The following is a 17557-nucleotide window of genomic DNA, read 5'->3' as shown; positions in this document are numbered from 1 at the left end:
CCATCCACTCTATTTAAGACTCCAGCACAACTGGCATAAGGCTTGCCAGTCTGTGTAGCGCTTGTGCGCCTGGCCGCAGGACGCGGTCAACCTTCGCTGATTGCCATATGCCATCAGCCGACCAGAACTCGGGAGAGAACTATGATCAGTGCCGCTGTAGATACTCAGGGAGAGCGTTTTAGTCAGCCGGTTGGCGGGCCGACCTCATTGGCCGACCTTCCCAACACGGTGCGGCCGGTCCCACGTGTGAATCCCAATCGCAAAAAAGTGCTGTTTGTCACTTCCGAACTGGCCGACCTGGTGAAAACCGGCGGCCTGGGCGACGTGTCCGCCGCACTGCCCCGCGCCATGGCGCACCTGCACGATGTGCGCGTGCTGATCCCCGGCTACCCGCAGGTGCTGGACAGCGACAACCCTATTCATATCATCGGTGAGCTGGGGGGCCACGCCGCGCTGCCACCGTGCAAGATCGGGCGCATGGACCTCAAGGACGGCCTGGTTATCTACGTGCTGATCTGCCCCGAGCTTTACGAGCGCGAAGGCACGCCCTATGGCGCCAACAACGGCCGCGACTGGCCCGACAACCATATCCGCTTCGCCCGCCTGGGCCTGGCCGCCGCCGATATTGCCGCCAACCTGGCGCAGATCCACTGGTGCCCGGACCTGGTGCACGCCCATGACTGGCCAGCAGGCCTGGCGCCAGCCTATATGCACTGGCGTGGGTCACGCACTCCAACGCTGTTCACCATTCATAACCTCGCCTACCAGGGCGTGGTCAGCCTCGCCTCGTGCCCGGAACTGGGGATTCCCGAACACGCCTTGCAGCAAGAAGGCATGGAGTTCTACGGCAAGCTGTCATTCCTCAAGGCCGGCATGGCGTATTCCAGCCATATCACCACGGTCAGCGCCACCTACGCCCAGGAAATCACCACCCCCGAATTTGGCTGCGGTCTAGATGGCTTTCTCGCCAGCAAGACCCAGCAAGGCTTGCTCAGCGGCATTCCCAACGGCATTGATGAAAGCTGGGAGTCGTCCACTGACCCGCACCTGACCCACCCTTTCAACATTGGTGACTGGGAAGGCAAGGCACAGAACGCCGCCCATGTGCGCAACCTGTTTGGCTTGCACGACTCCACCGGCCCGCTGTTCGCCGTGGTATCGCGCCTGGTCTACCAGAAAGGCCTGGACCTGACCGAAGCGGTCGCCAGTTTCATCGTCGAAAATGGCGGCCAGATCGCGATCATCGGCCGTGGTGAGCCGGAAGAAGAGCAAGCCATGCGTGCCCTGGCCCTGCGCTTTCCCGGCCAGATCGGCGTGCGCATCGGCTTCAACGAGACCGACGCGCGCCGCATGTTCGCCGGCAGCGACTTCCTGTTGATGCCATCCCGTTACGAACCCTGCGGCCTGAGCCAGATGTACGCCCAGCGCTTCGGCTCGTTGCCGGTTGCACGCAACACCGGCGGCCTGGCCGACACTATCGAGGATGGTGTCACCGGCTTCCTGTTCAACGAATCCACTGTCGAAAGCTACGAAGCGGCCCTGAGCCGCGCGTTCAAGGTCTTCGCCTTCCCAGGCTTGCTCAACGCCATGCGTTGCCGGGCTATGGCCGCACCGTTCAACTGGTGCCAGGCAGTGGAACCCTATGCCGAACTTTATGAGCAACTGGTAGCGAAAGCGCTGGGAAGATCGGGGAAACAGTAAAAAGAGGTCTTCATAGATGCCGTCACGGACTCTGGAAACCTGGCCCCACGGCGCGATCATGCTGGATGCGGAACACACCCGCTTCGCGTTATGGGCGCCAGACGCGTTTTATGTCAGCGTTGAATTTGAGGAAGGAAAATCGGTAGCGATGCTGCCCCAGGCCGATGGCTGGTTTGTGGTGCAGCTGCAATGCCCGCCGGGCACCCGCTACCGCTACAACATCGACGGCGAACAGGACGTTCCCGACCCGGCTTCCCGGGCACAGGCCACGGACGTTCACGGCTTCAGCGTGGTGGTCGCCCCCCTGGCCTATCAGTGGCGCCAAAGCCACTGGCAAGGCCGGCCGTGGCACGAAGCGGTGATCTACGAGATACACGTGGGCGTACTGGGGGGCTACGCCGAGGTCGAGAAACAACTGCCGCGCCTCGCCGAACTGGGGGTCACCGCCATTGAGCTGATGCCCATCGCGCAATTCCCCGGCGAACGCAACTGGGGTTACGACGGTGTCCTGCCCTACGCTCCCCAATCCTCCTACGGTTCGCCCGAGCAGCTCAAACAGCTGATCGACAGTGCGCACCACTATGGCCTCGCGGTAATCCTCGATGTGGTCTACAACCACTTCGGCCCCGACGGCAACTACCTCGGCACCTACGCCAAGGGTTTCTTTCGCGAAGACGTGCACACGCCCTGGGGCGCGGGCATCGACTTTGATCGCCGGGAGGTCCGGGATTTCTTCATCGACAACGCCCTGATGTGGCTGCTGGAATACCGCTTCGACGGCCTGCGCCTGGACGCCGTGCACGCCATCAACGATCCCGAATTTCTGCAGGAGCTGGCGCAAAAAGTACGCCAGCAAGTCGACACGGGGCGGCATGTGTGGCTGGTGCTGGAAAACGAATTCAACCAGGCCAGCCTGCTGGAAAGCGGTTTCGACGCCCAGTGGAACGATGACGGCCACAACGCCCTGCACGTGCTGCTCACCGGCGAAACCGACGCCTACTACAGCGATTTCGCCCAGGACCCCACGGGAAAACTGGCGCGCTGCCTGAGCGAAGGGTTTATCTACCAGGGCCACACCACGCGCCACGGCCACACGCGCGGCGAGCCCAGCGGGCACCTGCCGCCCAGCGCCTTTGTGCTGTTCCTGCAGAACCACGACCAGATCGGCAACCGCGCCCTGGGCGAACGCCTGCATCAACTGTGTTCGCCCCAGGCCCTGAGCGCCGCGACGACCTTGCTGCTGATGTCGCCGATGATCCCGCTGATGTTCATGGGCGATGAAGTCAACGCCGAGGAGCCGTTCCTGTTCTTCACCGACCATCACGGCGAACTGGCCGAGGCGGTACGTGAAGGCCGGCGCAACGAGTTTGCCGACTTTGCCGCGTTCAGCGACCCCGAACGCCGCGAACGCATTCCCGACCCCAACTCCCTGCAAACCTTCCGCCGCTCGGCACCCGCCCTCGCCGACTGCGGCGACTCGCAGCTCTACCGGCACCTGTTGAGCCTGCGCCACCAACATATCGTGCCGCACCTGCCCGGCAGCATGGCCCTGGGTGCGCACGTGCTGGCGGAGGGCGCGGTCACGGCGCGCTGGCGCCTGGGCAATGGCAGCCTGTTGCAGATCGACCTCAACCTGAGCGCCGATTCTCTGAACTACCCGGCTGCCGAGCACCTCCTATTTGTGACGCAGGCCAGCGGGGCCGAACAATTGGCTCCCCTCAGCGCCCGCGTCAGCCTCACCCATTCCCCTGTTGGAGAGCACCCTTGAGCGACGCGCAATTGGAAATACTCGCCAGCCGAGCGGGCCTGGCCGTCGATTGGATCGACGCGAATGGCCGCCCGCAACATGTAAAGCCCGACGCCCTGCGCGCCGTGCTCAAAGGCCTGGGCCACCTGGCCGACAGCGACGCCGAGATCGAAGCCAGCCTGCTGGACCTCGAACGCGTGCAACAAGACAAGCACCTGCCGCCCCTGATGACCGTCGACAGCGGCGCCGGCCTGGACCTGGCGCGCTACTTCGCCCCCGGTACGCCGTGCCAGGTTCACCTCGAGGATTCCAGCGTGCTGGACCTGAGCCTGGACGAGAACGCGGTGTTGCCCGGCTCGATTCCGGTCGGCTACCAACAAGTGCATATTGCCGACCAGCATTTCACCCTGGCCGTGGCACCGACGCATTGCTACACCGTCGCAGAAGCGGTCGACACCCAGACCGCCCGCGCCTGGGGCCTGAGCGCCCAGCTGTATTCCCTGCGCCGCAGCGGCGACGGCGGCTTTGGCGATACCCAGGCCCTGGAACAACTGGCCCGCGCCGCCGCCGAACGCGGCGCCGACGCCCTGGCCATCAGCCCGATGCACGCGATGTTCAGCGCCGACACCGAGCGCTTCAGCCCCTATTCCCCGTCCAGCCGCCTGTTCCTCAACAGTTTGTACGCGTCCCCCGGCTGCATCCTCGGCGAACGTGCGGTGCAAACTGCCATCGAAGCCAGCGGGCTGGCCGACGAATTGAATGACCTTGAGCAACAAAGCCTGATCGACTGGCCGGCCGCGGCCAAAGCCAAGCAGCGCCTGTTGCGCACCCTGTATGACGACTTCCGCCAGGGCGACCACCCGCAACATGCCGACTTCCTGAGCTTCCGCCAGGCTGGCGGTGAAGCCCTGGAAAACCACTGCCGCTTCGAAGCCGTACAAGCCGAACGCGCGGCCAACGGCGAGAGCCTCGACTGGCGCCACTGGCCAGAGGACTGGCACAGCCCGCAAAGCCCGGCCCTGGTGCAGTTTGCCGAAGCCAATCGGGACGAAATCGGCTTTTACGCCTTCAGCCAATGGCTGATTGCCCGGTGCCTGGAACGCGCGCAACAAGCGGCGCGCGGCAGCGGCATGGGTGTCGGCCTGATCGCCGACCTCGCAGTCGGCGCCGACGGCGGCGGCAGCCAGGCCTGGAGCCGCCAGGATGAACTGTTGGCGGAACTGACCGTGGGTGCGCCACCTGACATCCTCAACCGTGCCGGCCAGGGCTGGGGTATTTCCGCGTTTTCCCCCGAAGGCCTCAAGCGCAACGGCTTTCGCGCGTTTATCGAAATGCTGCGGGCCAACTTCGCCCACGCCGGCGGCTTGCGCATCGACCATGTGATGGGCCTGCAACGCCTGTGGGTGATCCCGATGGACGCCTCGCCACGGGACGGCGCCTACCTGTATTACCCGGTGGATGACCTGCTGCGGCTGTTGGCCCTGGAGTCGAGCCGCCACCAGGCGATCGTCCTCGGTGAAGACCTCGGCACCGTACCCGACGGCCTGCGGGAAAAACTCATCGCGCGCTCAATCCTTGGGATGCGCGTGCTGCTGTTCGAACAAGACCACGGCGGCCAGTTCAAGCCGATCCTCGATTGGCCGGACAACGCACTGGCCACCACCAGCACCCACGACCTGCCGACCCTCAACGGTTGGTGGCATAGCCGCGATATCGACTGGAATGTCCAGCTGGGCCTGATCGATGCACCCACCGTCGAGCAATGGAGCGAACACCGCCTGCGGGAACGCCAGGCGCTGCGCCAGGCCTTGAGCCAGGACCCGCAGAACTTCATCGACGAAGTGCGCAACGAAACCGACCACGTCATCGACGCCAGCGTGCGCTACCTGGGCCACACCCGCGCACCCTTGGTATTGCTGCCGCTGGAGGACGCCCTGGGGGTCGAGGAACAATCCAACCTGCCCGGCACCACCGACACCCACCCGAACTGGCGCCGCCGCCTGCCGGGCGATGCCGCCACCCTGCTCGATGACGACAATGCCGCCCGCCGCCTTGAGCTGCTGGCCGTGGCGCGCATCCAGGCCCAAGAGCGTGACCGATGAAAGCATTGACGCTACGGGCTACCCAGCGCCTGCAATTTCATAAGGGCTTCACCCTCGACGACGCCGTGCCACTGGTGCCGTACTTCGCCGAACTGGGCATCAGCCACCTCTACGCCTCGCCATTGCTGAGCGCCCGCGCCGGTTCGATGCACGGCTATGACGTGGTCGATCCCACCACCGTCAATCCCGAGCTGGGCGGCGAACCGGCGCTGCGGCGATTGGTTGCGGCGTTGCGCGAACATGACATGGGGCTGATCCTCGATATCGTGTCCAACCACATGGCCGTCGGCGGTGCCGATAATCTGTGGTGGCTGGACTTGCTGGAATGGGGTCGCCTGAGTCCCTACAGCGAATTCTTCGACATTCAATGGCACTCGCCAGACCCGCTGCTCAAGGGCCAACTGCTGATGCCGTTCCTGGGCAGCGACTACGGCGAAGCCCTGCAGTCGGGTGCCCTGCCGCTGCGCTTCGACCCGCTGCACGGCAGCTTCTACGTCGAGCATTACGAACATCGCTTCCCGATCTGCCCGCGGGAATACGGCGAGCTGGTGCCCGTCAAGTCACTGGCCGATCGCTTCAGCAGCCTGGCCTACCAGCCGGACGCCTATCCCCAGGCCGCCGCGCTGAAACAGGAACTGATCGAGGCCGCCCGCGACCCCGAAACCCTGAAGGCCATCGAAGCGAACCTCGACCTCTACGACGCCCGCCATCCCGAAGGTTTCGCCCGCCTGCACCACCTGCTGGAACAACAAAGCTATCGCCTGGCCAGCTGGCGCACGGCGGCGGACGATATCAACTGGCGGCGGTTCTTCGACGTCAACGAGCTGGGCGGCCTGCGGGTTGAACGCAGCGCGGTGTTCGAAGCGACCCACGGCAAGATCTTCCAGCTGATCAGCGAAGGCCTGATCGACGGCCTGCGCATCGACCACATCGACGGCCTCGCCGACCCGCGCGGTTACTGCCGCAAGCTGCGCCGCCGGGTGGACTCGCTGGCGAGTGGGCGGCACTTGCCGATCTTCGTCGAGAAGATCCTCGGCGAAGGCGAAACCTTGCGTGAAGACTGGCGCGTGGACGGCACCACCGGCTACGAATTCATGAACCAGCTGTCATTGCTGCAACATGACCCGAAGGGCTTCGAACCCCTGGCCGAGTTATGGACCCGCCACACCGAACGCCCGTCTTCATTTATCGAAGAAGCCTGGCTGGCCCGGCAGCAGATCCTCAACGGTTCCCTGGCCGGGGATTTTGAAAGTGTGGCCCAGGCCCTGCTGCAAGTGGCCCGGGACGATGTGATGAGCCGCGACCTGACCCTGGGTGCAATTCGCCGCGCGTTGCAGGAACTGATCGTGCATTTCCCGGTGTACCGCACCTACATCAGCGCCCGGGGCCGCAGCGAACTGGATGACGTGTTTTTCCTGCAAGCCCTGGCCGGTGCCCGCAGCACCTTGAGCGAAGGCGACTGGCCGGTGCTCGACTACCTGGAAAAATGGCTCGGCGGCCAACCCTGGCGCGACCGCCCCCTGGGCCGCAAACGCAAGATGCTCAAGCACGCCTGCGTACGCTTCCAGCAACTGACCTCGCCGGCGGCGGCCAAGGCCGTGGAAGACACTGCGTTCTACCGCTCGGGTGTGTTGTTGTCGCGCAATGACGTGGGTTTCAGCACCGAACAATTCAGCGCCCCGCTGGAAGACTTCCACGCGGTCAATCAGCAACGCCTGCGCACCTTCCCCGACAACCTGCTGGCCACCGCCACCCACGACCACAAGCGCGGCGAAGATACCCGTGCGCGCCTGGCCGTGCTCAGCGAGGCCGCCGACTGGTATGCCGAGCAGGTGGAGCAATGGCGCCCCCTCGCCGCCCGCCTGCGCAGCGATGCCAACACGCCGTCCGCGGGTGACGAACTGATCCTCTATCAGGTGCTGCTGGGCAGTTGGCCGCTGGACCTGCACCGCGACGATACCGAGGGCCTGGCGGACTATCACCAGCGCCTGTGGCAGTGGCAGCAAAAAGCCCTGCGTGAAGCCAAGCTCAACAGCAGCTGGAGCGCACCCAACGAGTTGTACGAGCAAGGTGTCGAAGCGTTCCTGTCACGGCTGCTGCTGGAGGACGCCGGCAAGACCCTGCGCGATGCCATCGGCGAGGCCGCCCAGGCCATCGCCCCGGCCGGCGCGCTCAACGGGCTGGCGCAATCCTTGCTTCGCCTCACCGTGCCGGGCGTGCCGGACCTGTACCAGGGTGATGAGTTCTGGGACTTCACATTGGTGGACCCTGACAACCGCCGCCCGGTGGACTACCCCGCACGGCGACAGGGCCTGCACACACCACCGGACATCGGCGAGCTGATGTTCAACTGGCATGACGGGCGTATAAAACAGGCGTTGATCAGCCAGGTCCTGGGGTTGCGCAAGGCGCATCCGCAACTGTTTCGCCAGGGCACGTACGAGCCTCTGGAAGTGGTGGGCGAACACGCCGAGCGGGTGGTCGCTTTCTACCGCGAATACCAGGGCAAACAGCTGCTGGTGGTGGTGCCACGCTGGCCTCACCGGCTGCTTGAAAACGGTGTGTATCCCCTGATCAACGCGCAGATTTGGGGCGATACCCGGGTCCGATTACCGTTCGCCGCTCCAACCCAAAATTGGAAGGGACTTTTCCGAACAGGCGCAGTCACACCAAACAAGGAGCTCATGATCAGCGCTGCCCTGGGGGATTTCCCGGTCAATGTCTTTATCAATCCTGATGATCAAGAAAGCTGAAATTTTCTGTGAGGAGCATTGCGATGAGTACTGAAGACAAACGCATCCGCGAATTGGCACATCAGATCTGGGAATCTGAAGGTAAACCCCATGGCGAGGACGCACGACACTGGGAAATGGCGCGCAAACTGGCGGAAGCCGAAGCGCTGACGCCATCCAAGGCACCGAAGGCCGCCGCCAAGGCCAAGCCAAAAGCCAAGCCCGCAGCGGCAGCGCCCAAACCGGCAGCCAAGCCAAGCGCAGTGCCGGCGGCGAAGAAGCCTGCTGCGAAGAAGCCCAAGGCACCCTGACCCAAAGATCCTCCTGCAGGTGCGCCCGCACCGCAGGAGGCTATCCAACTACCGATATCTACCCGGCATCACGCCGGAATGGCCCCGTTCGGCCCGGAAAAACCCTTTTGCAGGAGCATCTCAATGAGCAAACCCAACAAACCCAACTCGACGCCGGAAAACGAGCCGTCGCGGATTCGTGAAGGTTTGCCCTTCCCTCTCGGCGCGACCTGGGACGGTCTGGGGGTCAACTTTGCGCTGTTCTCGGCCAACGCCACCAAAGTCGAACTGTGCATCTTCGACGACAGCGGCGAAGTCGAGCTGGAGCGCATCGAACTGCCGGAATACACCGACGAAACCTTCCACGGCTACCTGCCCGACGCCCACCCCGGGCTGATCTACGGCTACCGCGTGTACGGTCCCTATGACCCGGCCAACGGTCATCGCTTCAACCACAACAAATTGCTGATCGACCCCTACGCCAAACAGCTGGTGGGCGAGCTCAAATGGTCCGAGGCCCTGTTTGGCTACACCATCGGCCATCCGGACGCCGACCTCAGTTTCGACGAACGCGACAGCGCGCCCTTCGTGCCCAAGTGCAAAGTCATCGACCCGGCCCACACCTGGGGCAACGACCAGCCAGTGCGCACGCCGTGGGATCGCACGATCATTTATGAAACCCACCTGCGCGGCATCACCATGCGCCACCCTTCGGTGCCTGAGGAAGTGCGCGGCACCTGCGCCGGGCTGATGGTCGACGATGTGCTCAAGCACATTCGCCAGTTGGGTGTGTCATCGGTCGAGTTGCTGCCGGTGCACGCCTTCGTCAACGACCAGCACCTGCTGCAAAAAGGCATGACCAACTACTGGGGCTACAACAGCATCGCCTTCTTCGCCCCGGACCCGCGCTACCTGGCCAGCGGCAAGATCGCCGAGTTCAAGGAAATGGTCGCGCACCTGCACGAAGCCAAGCTGGAAGTGATCCTGGACGTGGTCTACAACCACACCGCCGAAGGCAACGAGCAAGGCCCGACGCTGTCCATGCGCGGCATCGACAACGCCTCGTACTACCGCCTGATGCCCGATGACAAGCGCTTCTACATCAACGATTCCGGCACCGGCAACACCCTCGACCTGAGCCACCCGTGCGTGCTGCAAATGGTCACCGACTCGTTGCGCTACTGGGCGACCGAGATGCATGTCGACGGCTTCCGCTTCGACCTGGCAACCATCCTTGGCCGCTACCGCGACGGTTTCGACGAGCGCCACAGCTTCCTCGTGGCCTGCCGCCAGGACCCGGTGCTGCGCCAGGTGAAAATGATTGCCGAGCCGTGGGACTGTGGCCCCGGCGGCTATCAGGTCGGCGGTTTCCCGCCGGGCTGGGTGGAATGGAACGACCGTTTCCGCGACACCGTGCGCTCGTTCTGGAAAGGTGACGACGGCCAACTGGCCGACTTCGCCGGACGCATGACCGCCTCGGGCGAGATGTTCAACCAGCGCGGCCGCCGGCCGTACAGCTCGGTGAACTTCATCACCGCCCACGACGGTTTCACCCTGCACGACCTGGTGTCCTACAACGACAAACACAACGAAGCCAACGACGAGAACAACCAGGACGGCAGCAACAACAACCTGTCGTGGAACCACGGTGTCGAAGGCCCTACCGACGACCCGGAAATCAACGCGCTGCGCCTGCGCCAGATGCGCAATTTCTTCGCCACCCTGCTGCTGGCCCAGGGCACGCCAATGCTGGTAGCCGGTGACGAGTTCGCCCGGACCCAGCACGGCAACAACAACGCCTACTGCCAGGACAGCGAGATCGGCTGGATCAATTGGGAACTGGATGAAGACGGCAAGGCCCTGCTCAAGTTCGTCAAGCGCCTGATCAAGTTGCGCCTGGCGTACCCGATCCTGCGTCGCGGGCGCTTCCTGGTGGGCGACTACAACGAAGATATCGGGGTCAAGGACGTCACCTGGCTCGCGCCGAGCGGCGATGAAATGACCATCGAGCAATGGCAGGACAGCCATGGCCGTTGCCTGGGCATGCTGATGGATGGCCGCGCCCAGGAAACCGGGATTCGCCGCCCGGGGGCCGATGCCACGTTGCTGCTGGTGGTCAATGCCCACCACGACATGGTCAATTTCCGCCTGCCACCGGTGCCGGATGGCGGCTTCTGGACCTGCATGCTCGACACCAACCAGCCGGCAGTGCGTGGCCAGGAACGCTTCGATTTCGATCACGAATACGCGGTCACCGGGCGTTCGCTGCTGCTGTTTGAATTGCAGCATGAGGACGAGGTGTGACATGGCCTTGCATGAGTTTCTTCGCGGCTACCGGGATTACCCGGACACCCAGGCCCTTGGCGCTGCGCTGAGGGCTTTGGTGGAGGAAGGCCTGGACCAGTTGCCCTTGCCGGGCAGCGGGCAAACGTTGGAACGCTTCAGCCGGCTGGCGCAAGTCGCCGGCCATGACCTGCGGTTGTGCAAATTGTTTGAAGGCCACACGGACGCCCTGGCGATCATCGCTGAACTCGACAGCCCCTTGCCGCCGGTTGGCAGCACGTGGGGCATGTGGGCGGCCGAACCGCCCACCGCCAAGGTGCGGATCCGGCGTGACGGCCAACGTGTGCGGCTGGAGGGCCGCAAGGCCTGGTGCTCGGGCGCGGCGGTGGTCAGCCACGGGTTGCTCACGGCGTGGGATGAAGAGGATCGCCAGCAACTGGTTGCAGTGCAAATGCACCAGCCCGGCGTAACCGTCACCGATGAGGGCTGGGCCGCCGTGGGCATGGCCGCTACGGGCAGCGTTGAAGTGCTTTTCCACGACGCCGTTGGCCTGGCCATCGGCAAGCCTGGGGACTATTTGGCGCGCCCGGGCTTCTGGCAAGGCGGCATCGGCATCGCCGCCTGCTGGTACGGCGCGGCACAACGCTTGGCGGAGGCCTTGCGCGAGCAGTGCGCAAAACGCCCGGAGCCCCACGCCCTGGCGCACCTTGGCAGCGTCGACAGTGCCTTGCACAGCGCGGCCTGTGTGCTGCGCGACAGCGCCACCCATATCGACCGGCAGCCCAAGGCAGATGCCCGGCTGCTGGCACAACAGGCACGGGCCTGTATCGAAGAAACCGTCGACCAGGTGATTCACCATGTCGGCCGAGCACTGGGCGCCGGGCCGTATTGCAAGGACCCGCATTTTGCCCAGTTGATGGCCGACTTGCCGGTGTACCTGCGGCAAAGTCATGCCGAGCGCGACCTGGCCGCCCTTGGTCAACAAGTCGCCGATGAGCGCCCAGGGAGATGGGAACTATGAAGATCAATCCAATCGTCGGCCAGGGCACGCCCTTGCATGTGTGGCAAAGCTCGTCGCGACTGGCCGAGCTGCCTTGCGTAGACATTGCCGAACTGGTGCCTGAAGGCAGCCGCGCCGTGATCATCGCGCCACATCCGGATGACGAAGTCCTGGGCTGCGGCGGCCTGCTGCAAGGCCTTGCCGCACTGGATCGCCCTATCCTGCTGATCTCCGTCACCGACGGCAGCGCCAGTCATCCCGGCTCGCGCCGCTGGCCGGTGGAACGCCTGAGCGTGGTGCGGCCGCAAGAGTCGGCGCAGGCCCTGCACCGGCTGGGATTGCCGTTGCACAGCCTGAAATGGTTGCGGGCCGGGTTCAGCGACAGCCAGGTCGCCGCAGGTGAAGAAGACCTGAGCCGCTTCATCGAGCGTTACCTCAAGCCCGGCGACGTGGTCTTCACCACCTGGCGCGAAGACGGTCATTGCGACCACGAGGCCGTGGGCCGTGCCAGTGCCAAGGCGACCCGGGCGGTGGGCGCAACCTTGCTCGAGCTGCCCGTGTGGACCTGGCATTGGGCAACCCCGGAAGACAGCCAGGTGCCCTGGGATCGCGCTCGTAAAATCCCCCTGACACCTGAAGCCGTGGCCCGTAAACGGCACGCCATCCATGCCTTCGCCAGCCAGTTGGAAGGCGACCCGCAGATCGGCCTGCCACCGGTGCTCGCGCCCTATGTGCTGGAGCGCCTGCTGCAACCTTTTGAAGTGGTGTTCGTATGAGTGTCGCCACGCCCTATTTCGACGAGCTGTTTGCCGGCAACGACGATCCTTGGGCCTTTCGGCAACGCTGGTATGAACAGCGCAAGCGGGCCCTGACCCTGGCGCTGCTGACCCGGCCGCGCTATGCCTCGATCTTTGAACCCGGCTGCGCCAATGGCGAACTGAGCTTCGAGCTGGCCCCGCGCTGTGACCGCCTGCTCTGCTGTGACACGGCACAAGCGGCGGTCAGCCTCGCACAGGCGCGGCTGCGCGGCTTCACCCACGCCACCGTGCAGCAGAGCCGCCTGCCGCAGCAATGGCCCAGCGAAACCTTCGAGCTGATCGTGCTCAGCGAGCTTTGCTACTACCTGGACCCGAAGGATTTCGATGGGCTGATCGATCGCGCTCTCGCCTCCCTGACGCCTGACGGACAAATCCTCGCCTGCCACTGGCGCCCGATCATCGAAGGCTGCCCGCAGACCGCCGAACAGGTGCATGCGCGCCTCGGCCAGCGCCTGGGCATGCCACATCTGGCGCAGCATCACGAAAGCGATTTTCTACTGGATTTGTGGAGCCGCGACGGCACCACGGTTGCGACCCTGGAGGGACTGCGATGATCGGCATCCTGATACCCGTGCATAACGAAGAAAAACTGCTGCCCGAATGCCTGAAAGCTGCGATGGTCGCCGCCAGTCATCCGGGCCTGCTGGGTGAAGAGGTGCAGATTCTGACAGTGCTCGACAGCTGCAGCGACCGCAGCGCCATGATCGCCCGCGAATACCAGGTGCACAGCCTGGAAGTGCAGGCGCGAAACGTGGGCCACGTGCGCGGCGTGGGTGCGCGGCACCTGCTTAATAACGGCGCGCGCTGGATTTCCTGCACCGACGCCGACAGCCGCGTCGCTCCCGATTGGCTGGTGGCGCAACTGGCCCTGGGCGTGGATGCGGTGTGCGGCACGGTGACGGTGGACGCCTGGAGCGAGGGCTTCGACCCGGCGGCGCAGATCCGTTATCACCAGGCCTACACCGCCCGGGACGGGCATCGGCATATCCACGGCGCCAACCTGGGCGTCAGTGCCGGCGCCTACGTGCGGGCCGGCGGTTTCGAGCCCCTGCCCTGCCATGAAGACGTGGAGCTGGTGCGCCAGTTGGAGCGCTGCGGGGCTTCCATTGCCTGGAGCCACTCGCCCCAGGTGATTACCAGTGCCCGCCTGGATTGTCGCGCCCAGGGCGGCTTCGGTGATTACCTGAAGAGCCTGATGCAGGCCTCCTGAAAAAATTGCGACACCCGGCGGTGTTAAAGCGGCAATTCATAACTATCATCACTGTTCCTTGCACGGCAATCCAGGGTTGGAACGCCGTCGCGCCGCGAGCGTGCAGTACCTGACGCTCGCGTACCACAAGAGCCGTCCCGTCAACGGGGTACGGCCTGCACCACCGATAAACAAGGACGTGACACCCATGAAGCCTGCACTGTTAAGTGACAACCGCCGGGGCCCCGCGCAAATCTGGAACAGCGCCCCGCAACTCGCGCAAATCCCTGCCATCAACCCCGCAACCCTGGTGCCCAAGGGCACCCGCGTGGTGATCATCGCCCCGCATCCCGGCGATGAAGTGATCGCCTGCGGCGGTCTGCTGCAATTGCTCAGCACCCTTGAATACTCCCTGCAACTGATCTCCATCACCGACGGCAGCGCCAGCCATCCGGGGTCTGCCGTGTGGCCGGCCAAACGCTTGAGCGTGGTGCGGCCCCAGGAAAGTGTCGAAGCCCTGCGCCGCCTGGGCGTGCCCCTGCACAGCCTGAAATGGATCCGCGGCGGTTTCGCCGACAACGCCCTGGCCGCGCGGGAACAGCAAATGAGCCAGTTCATTGCGCGCTACCTGCAACCCGGCGACGTGGTGTTCACCACCTGGCGCAACGACGGCAATGACGACCACGACGCCGTCGGCCGTGCCGCTGCCAAAGCCTGCGCAGTCAAGGGCGTGCGCTTGCACGAACTGCCGATCTGGGCGTGGCACTGGCCGCTTCGGGAAACCGCCGCCATCCCCTGGCAGCGCGCGCGCAAGGTGCGGCTCGACACCTGGAGCGTCGCCCGCAAGCTGCACGCCGCCCACGCCTATGCCAGCCAACTGGCAGGCGACCCGGAAATCGGCCTGGCGCCGATCCTGGCGCAGGTGCTGCTGGAGCGCATGCGCGAGCCCTATGAGATTGTGTTTTTGTAGGCGCACCCACTCGTCTATACCTGTAACTTCTGACAGTAGCGAACGCTCTCTCTGTGTGGCTAGCTTGGAACACCGGCTTGCAGGGAGGGCGAATCATGAGCACGCGGTTTTCATCAGTGACGTATCTGAGCGTCTGCAGCGTGACGACGCTGTTGCTCAATTGGCCTCTCCCCGCGCAGGCCGCCTGTACGTTGGTCATAACCGCAGGCAACGACACCACCCTGTGCAGCGATGGCAGTGCTGGCGCGCTGACGGATTTACAAGGAAGCAACATCCTTGAGTTCCCCGTCGGCGGCACCGGCATCATCGTCGGCAACGTGACTTATGGCGCGGGAGATGATCGGGTCACGATGGATTCCGGCGCGATCAACGGTGCGATCAATCAAGGTGACGGAAGAAATATTTTCCAACTGTTCAATGGCAATATCTCCGGCACGGTGACGCAAGGCGCGGGCGGTGATATTGCGCAAATCAGCGGCGGCAGCTCCGGTGCAATCTCTCAGGGTGACGGGGTAGACCAGTACTTCCAGAGCGGTGGCACCGTCGCCTCACTGGCTCAGGGCGACGGCCGTGACGAGTTCACCATGAGCAGTGGCAGGATTGTCGGCGCTTTTGAAGATGGAGATGTAGCGCTGATGACCGGTGGCAGCATCGGACGGGTCGACATGAAGCTCGACAACAACCTGTTTGACCTGCGGGGTGGAGCGATCATCGGCAACCTCGTTACTGGCTTCGGAAACGACACCATCCTGGTGTCCGGAGGAACGGTTGGTGGCAACATCAGCGTCAGCGGCGGCGACGACATCATCAACGTCAGCGGAGGGGAAATAAGTGGGCAGATCCTCGCCAGCTTTGGCAACGATGAGTTCACTTGGGAAGGCGGCGGTCTGATCCATAAGGAAATCCTCATGGGTGATGGCGCTGACAGGGGTTTCCTGCTCAACCTGACCGAAACCACCCTGGCCTCCACACCACTTCTGGATGGTGGTTTGGGTAACGACACCCTGACCTTCGACAACACCCGATCCGCCACGCCAACCCGCTATGTCAACTGGGAAACCGTCAACCTGGACAACAATTCGCGCCTGACCCTGGGCGGCGACTTCAAGCTCGGTGACAGCGCTACGGCCACCGGTACCCTGAATATTTTTGGCAGCGCCGCCCTGCAGGTAACACAGGGCAGCATCAGCCCCTTCACGGCCGGGCAACCAGCCAACCTGAACAACGGCGGCCTGATCGACATGACCACCGGCAGTTCCAGCGCCACCGACAGCCTGACGGTCAACGGCAACTACACCGGCAATGGTGGCGAACTGGCGCTGCAATCGGTACTCGGCGCCGACGGCTCGGCCAGTGACAAGCTGGTAGTCAGCCAGGGCACGCTGCAAGGCGGCACTACCATCACCGTCACCAACCTTGCCGGCCCCGGCGCCATGACGCTGCAGAACGGCATCCAGGTGGTTGAAGCGCTTAACGGTGCCACGAGCAGCGACCTGGCGTTTACCCTGCGCGGTGGATCCGTTTCCGCAGGCGCCTATGAGTACTACCTGTTCAAAGGAGGCGTAACGCCGGGCACCGGGCAAAACTGGTTCCTGCGGTCCTCGGTGGTGGCGCCGCCGCTGCCCAACCCTGAGGATCCTGACGACCCAGTGGGCATTCTCCCCCCCGTCCCCGCCGATGGCACGCCGGACCTCCCGGGGATTTTCCCGGGAGAAGAACCCATACCCATCTATCGCCCGGAAGTCCCGGTGTATGCCGTGTTGTTTCCCGCCGTGCAGCAGATGGTCCAGGGCATGCTGGGCACCTACCACGAACGCATGGGCGACCAAAGCCTGCAACGTCAACCTGGCGCTTTAGCGGCCGGTTGGGGCCGGGTGTATGGCAGCAGCACGCGGCAATCATTCGCCGGCACCGTCAGCCCGTCGCTGGACAGCTCCCTGTCCGGTTTCCAGGTTGGCACTGACCTGTATGCCTGGACCAACGACGCTGGCCTGACCCAACGCTTCGGCTTCTTTGTCGGCCACAGCCGCCTGACCGGCAATGTGGCGGGTTTCAATGGCGGTTTTCAGGGCAAGGGCGCCGGCAACACCACCCTGCGCGGTGACAGCCTGGGCGCGTATTGGACGCTCATCGGCGCCAACCGCGCCTATATCGATGTCGTGCTGATGGGCACGCGGTTCGATGGCCACAGTGAATCCGACCGGGGCGTCAAACTCCCAACCAAGGGCCACAACGTGCTGGGGTCTGTGGAGGTGGGAATGCCGTTTGCGGTGTCTGAACAGTGGGAGGTCGAGCCGCAGGCCCAGGTGATTGTCGATAGAAGCTATGTGGACAGCCAGAACGACGGAATCTCGGATGTCTCATTCCGCGCCGACACTAACGTCGTCACTCGTCTCGGTGTCCGCCTCAAGGGCAGCTACAGCGTGAGCGGCATGCCCCTGCTGCCTTATGTGCGTACCAACGTGTGGCACGCCAGCGCCGGGAATAACACTGTCACGTTCAATGACAGCACGGACATCAACACCGAACAGAAATCCACCACGCTGGACGTCAGCACCGGGGCAACGCTGCAGGTATCGAGTACGGTCAGTGTGTATGGCGAGGTGGGGTACAACAGCAATCTGGACAGTAATCAGCTGAATGGGCGCAAAGGCACGATTGGCATAAGGGTCGACTTCTAAGCCACAACACATCCCCACTGTGGGAGCGGGCTTGCTCGCGAATG

The 17557-nt window shown here is 63.9% G+C and carries 12 protein-coding genes; all 12 read left to right on the top strand.

Annotation, left to right across the window (positions count from 1 at the left end; translation table 11 throughout):
- Window positions 1-141: 141 nt before the first annotated feature.
- The 12 genes from glgA (at window position 142) to C0058_RS14565 (ending at window position 17513) form a co-directional block, all read left to right on the top strand.
- On the top strand, window positions 142-1701 hold the full coding sequence (glgA, locus tag C0058_RS14620; RefSeq protein ID WP_087692372.1) for a glycogen synthase GlgA: 1560 nt from the start codon (window positions 142-144) through the stop codon (window positions 1699-1701).
- A 16-nt stretch (window positions 1702-1717) separates the two neighbouring features.
- A complete protein-coding gene (treZ, locus tag C0058_RS14615; RefSeq protein ID WP_008435135.1) occupies window positions 1718-3469 on the top strand; it encodes a malto-oligosyltrehalose trehalohydrolase in 1752 nt (583 codons plus the stop codon).
- The gene (malQ, locus tag C0058_RS14610) at window positions 3466-5550 is read left to right on the top strand and encodes a 4-alpha-glucanotransferase (RefSeq protein WP_102368890.1); all 2085 of its coding nucleotides are present in this window, start codon (window positions 3466-3468) and stop codon (window positions 5548-5550) included. Before treZ ends, malQ begins: the two co-directional genes overlap by 4 nt.
- Window positions 5547-8303, top strand: coding sequence for a malto-oligosyltrehalose synthase (locus C0058_RS14605; RefSeq protein ID WP_102368889.1), 2757 nt, complete (start codon window positions 5547-5549; stop codon window positions 8301-8303). The genes malQ and C0058_RS14605 overlap by 4 nt, the downstream gene beginning before the upstream one ends.
- 23 nt (window positions 8304-8326) lie before the next feature.
- Window positions 8327-8593: a DUF2934 domain-containing protein gene (locus C0058_RS14600; protein ID WP_003207537.1), complete on the top strand. Its 267-nt coding sequence runs from the start codon at window positions 8327-8329 to the stop codon at window positions 8591-8593.
- Window positions 8594-8716: 123 nt separating this feature from the next.
- Window positions 8717-10876 (top strand): glycogen debranching protein GlgX, encoded by a 2160-nt coding sequence (gene glgX, locus C0058_RS14595; protein WP_003207536.1) that lies wholly within the window; start codon window positions 8717-8719, stop codon window positions 10874-10876.
- A 1-nt stretch (window position 10877) separates the two neighbouring features.
- Window positions 10878-11876 (top strand): acyl-CoA dehydrogenase family protein, encoded by a 999-nt coding sequence (locus C0058_RS14590; protein WP_102368888.1) that lies wholly within the window; start codon window positions 10878-10880, stop codon window positions 11874-11876.
- Complete coding sequence (locus C0058_RS14585; RefSeq protein ID WP_003207531.1) at window positions 11873-12631, top strand: PIG-L deacetylase family protein; 759 nt, start codon at window positions 11873-11875, stop codon at window positions 12629-12631. Before C0058_RS14590 ends, C0058_RS14585 begins: the two co-directional genes overlap by 4 nt.
- The gene (locus C0058_RS14580; RefSeq protein WP_087692379.1) at window positions 12628-13227 is read left to right on the top strand and encodes an SAM-dependent methyltransferase; all 600 of its coding nucleotides are present in this window, start codon (window positions 12628-12630) and stop codon (window positions 13225-13227) included. Before C0058_RS14585 ends, C0058_RS14580 begins: the two co-directional genes overlap by 4 nt.
- Entirely contained in the window at window positions 13224-13883 is a 660-nt protein-coding gene (locus tag C0058_RS14575) for a glycosyltransferase family 2 protein (RefSeq protein ID WP_003207526.1), read from the top strand. The genes C0058_RS14580 and C0058_RS14575 overlap by 4 nt, the downstream gene beginning before the upstream one ends.
- Before the next feature lie 187 nt (window positions 13884-14070).
- A complete protein-coding gene (locus C0058_RS14570; protein WP_102368887.1) occupies window positions 14071-14832 on the top strand; it encodes a PIG-L deacetylase family protein in 762 nt (253 codons plus the stop codon).
- A gap of 95 nt (window positions 14833-14927) precedes the next feature.
- Window positions 14928-17513: an autotransporter outer membrane beta-barrel domain-containing protein gene (locus tag C0058_RS14565; RefSeq protein ID WP_102368886.1), complete on the top strand. Its 2586-nt coding sequence runs from the start codon at window positions 14928-14930 to the stop codon at window positions 17511-17513.
- Window positions 17514-17557: the final 44 nt, after the last annotated feature.

Origin of the sequence: Pseudomonas sp. NC02 (genome assembly GCF_002874965.1) — a bacterium.
Taxonomy (GTDB): Bacteria; Pseudomonadota; Gammaproteobacteria; order Pseudomonadales; family Pseudomonadaceae; genus Aquipseudomonas.
Note: the sequence above shows the minus strand (reverse complement) of the source record. Positions and strands in the feature narration are given on the sequence as shown.

Coding starts and splice junctions, on each gene's coding strand:
- glgA (WP_087692372.1), top strand. CDS start 142: ATGATCAGTGCCGCTGTAGATACTCAGGGAGAGCGTTTTAGTCAGCCG.
- treZ (WP_008435135.1), top strand. CDS start 1,718: ATGCCGTCACGGACTCTGGAAACCTGGCCCCACGGCGCGATCATGCTG.
- C0058_RS14605 (WP_102368889.1), top strand. CDS start 5,547: ATGAAAGCATTGACGCTACGGGCTACCCAGCGCCTGCAATTTCATAAG.
- C0058_RS14600 (WP_003207537.1), top strand. CDS start 8,327: ATGAGTACTGAAGACAAACGCATCCGCGAATTGGCACATCAGATCTGG.
- glgX (WP_003207536.1), top strand. CDS start 8,717: ATGAGCAAACCCAACAAACCCAACTCGACGCCGGAAAACGAGCCGTCG.
- C0058_RS14590 (WP_102368888.1), top strand. CDS start 10,878: ATGGCCTTGCATGAGTTTCTTCGCGGCTACCGGGATTACCCGGACACC.
- C0058_RS14585 (WP_003207531.1), top strand. CDS start 11,873: ATGAAGATCAATCCAATCGTCGGCCAGGGCACGCCCTTGCATGTGTGG.
- C0058_RS14580 (WP_087692379.1), top strand. CDS start 12,628: ATGAGTGTCGCCACGCCCTATTTCGACGAGCTGTTTGCCGGCAACGAC.
- C0058_RS14575 (WP_003207526.1), top strand. CDS start 13,224: ATGATCGGCATCCTGATACCCGTGCATAACGAAGAAAAACTGCTGCCC.
- C0058_RS14570 (WP_102368887.1), top strand. CDS start 14,071: ATGAAGCCTGCACTGTTAAGTGACAACCGCCGGGGCCCCGCGCAAATC.
- C0058_RS14565 (WP_102368886.1), top strand. CDS start 14,928: ATGAGCACGCGGTTTTCATCAGTGACGTATCTGAGCGTCTGCAGCGTG.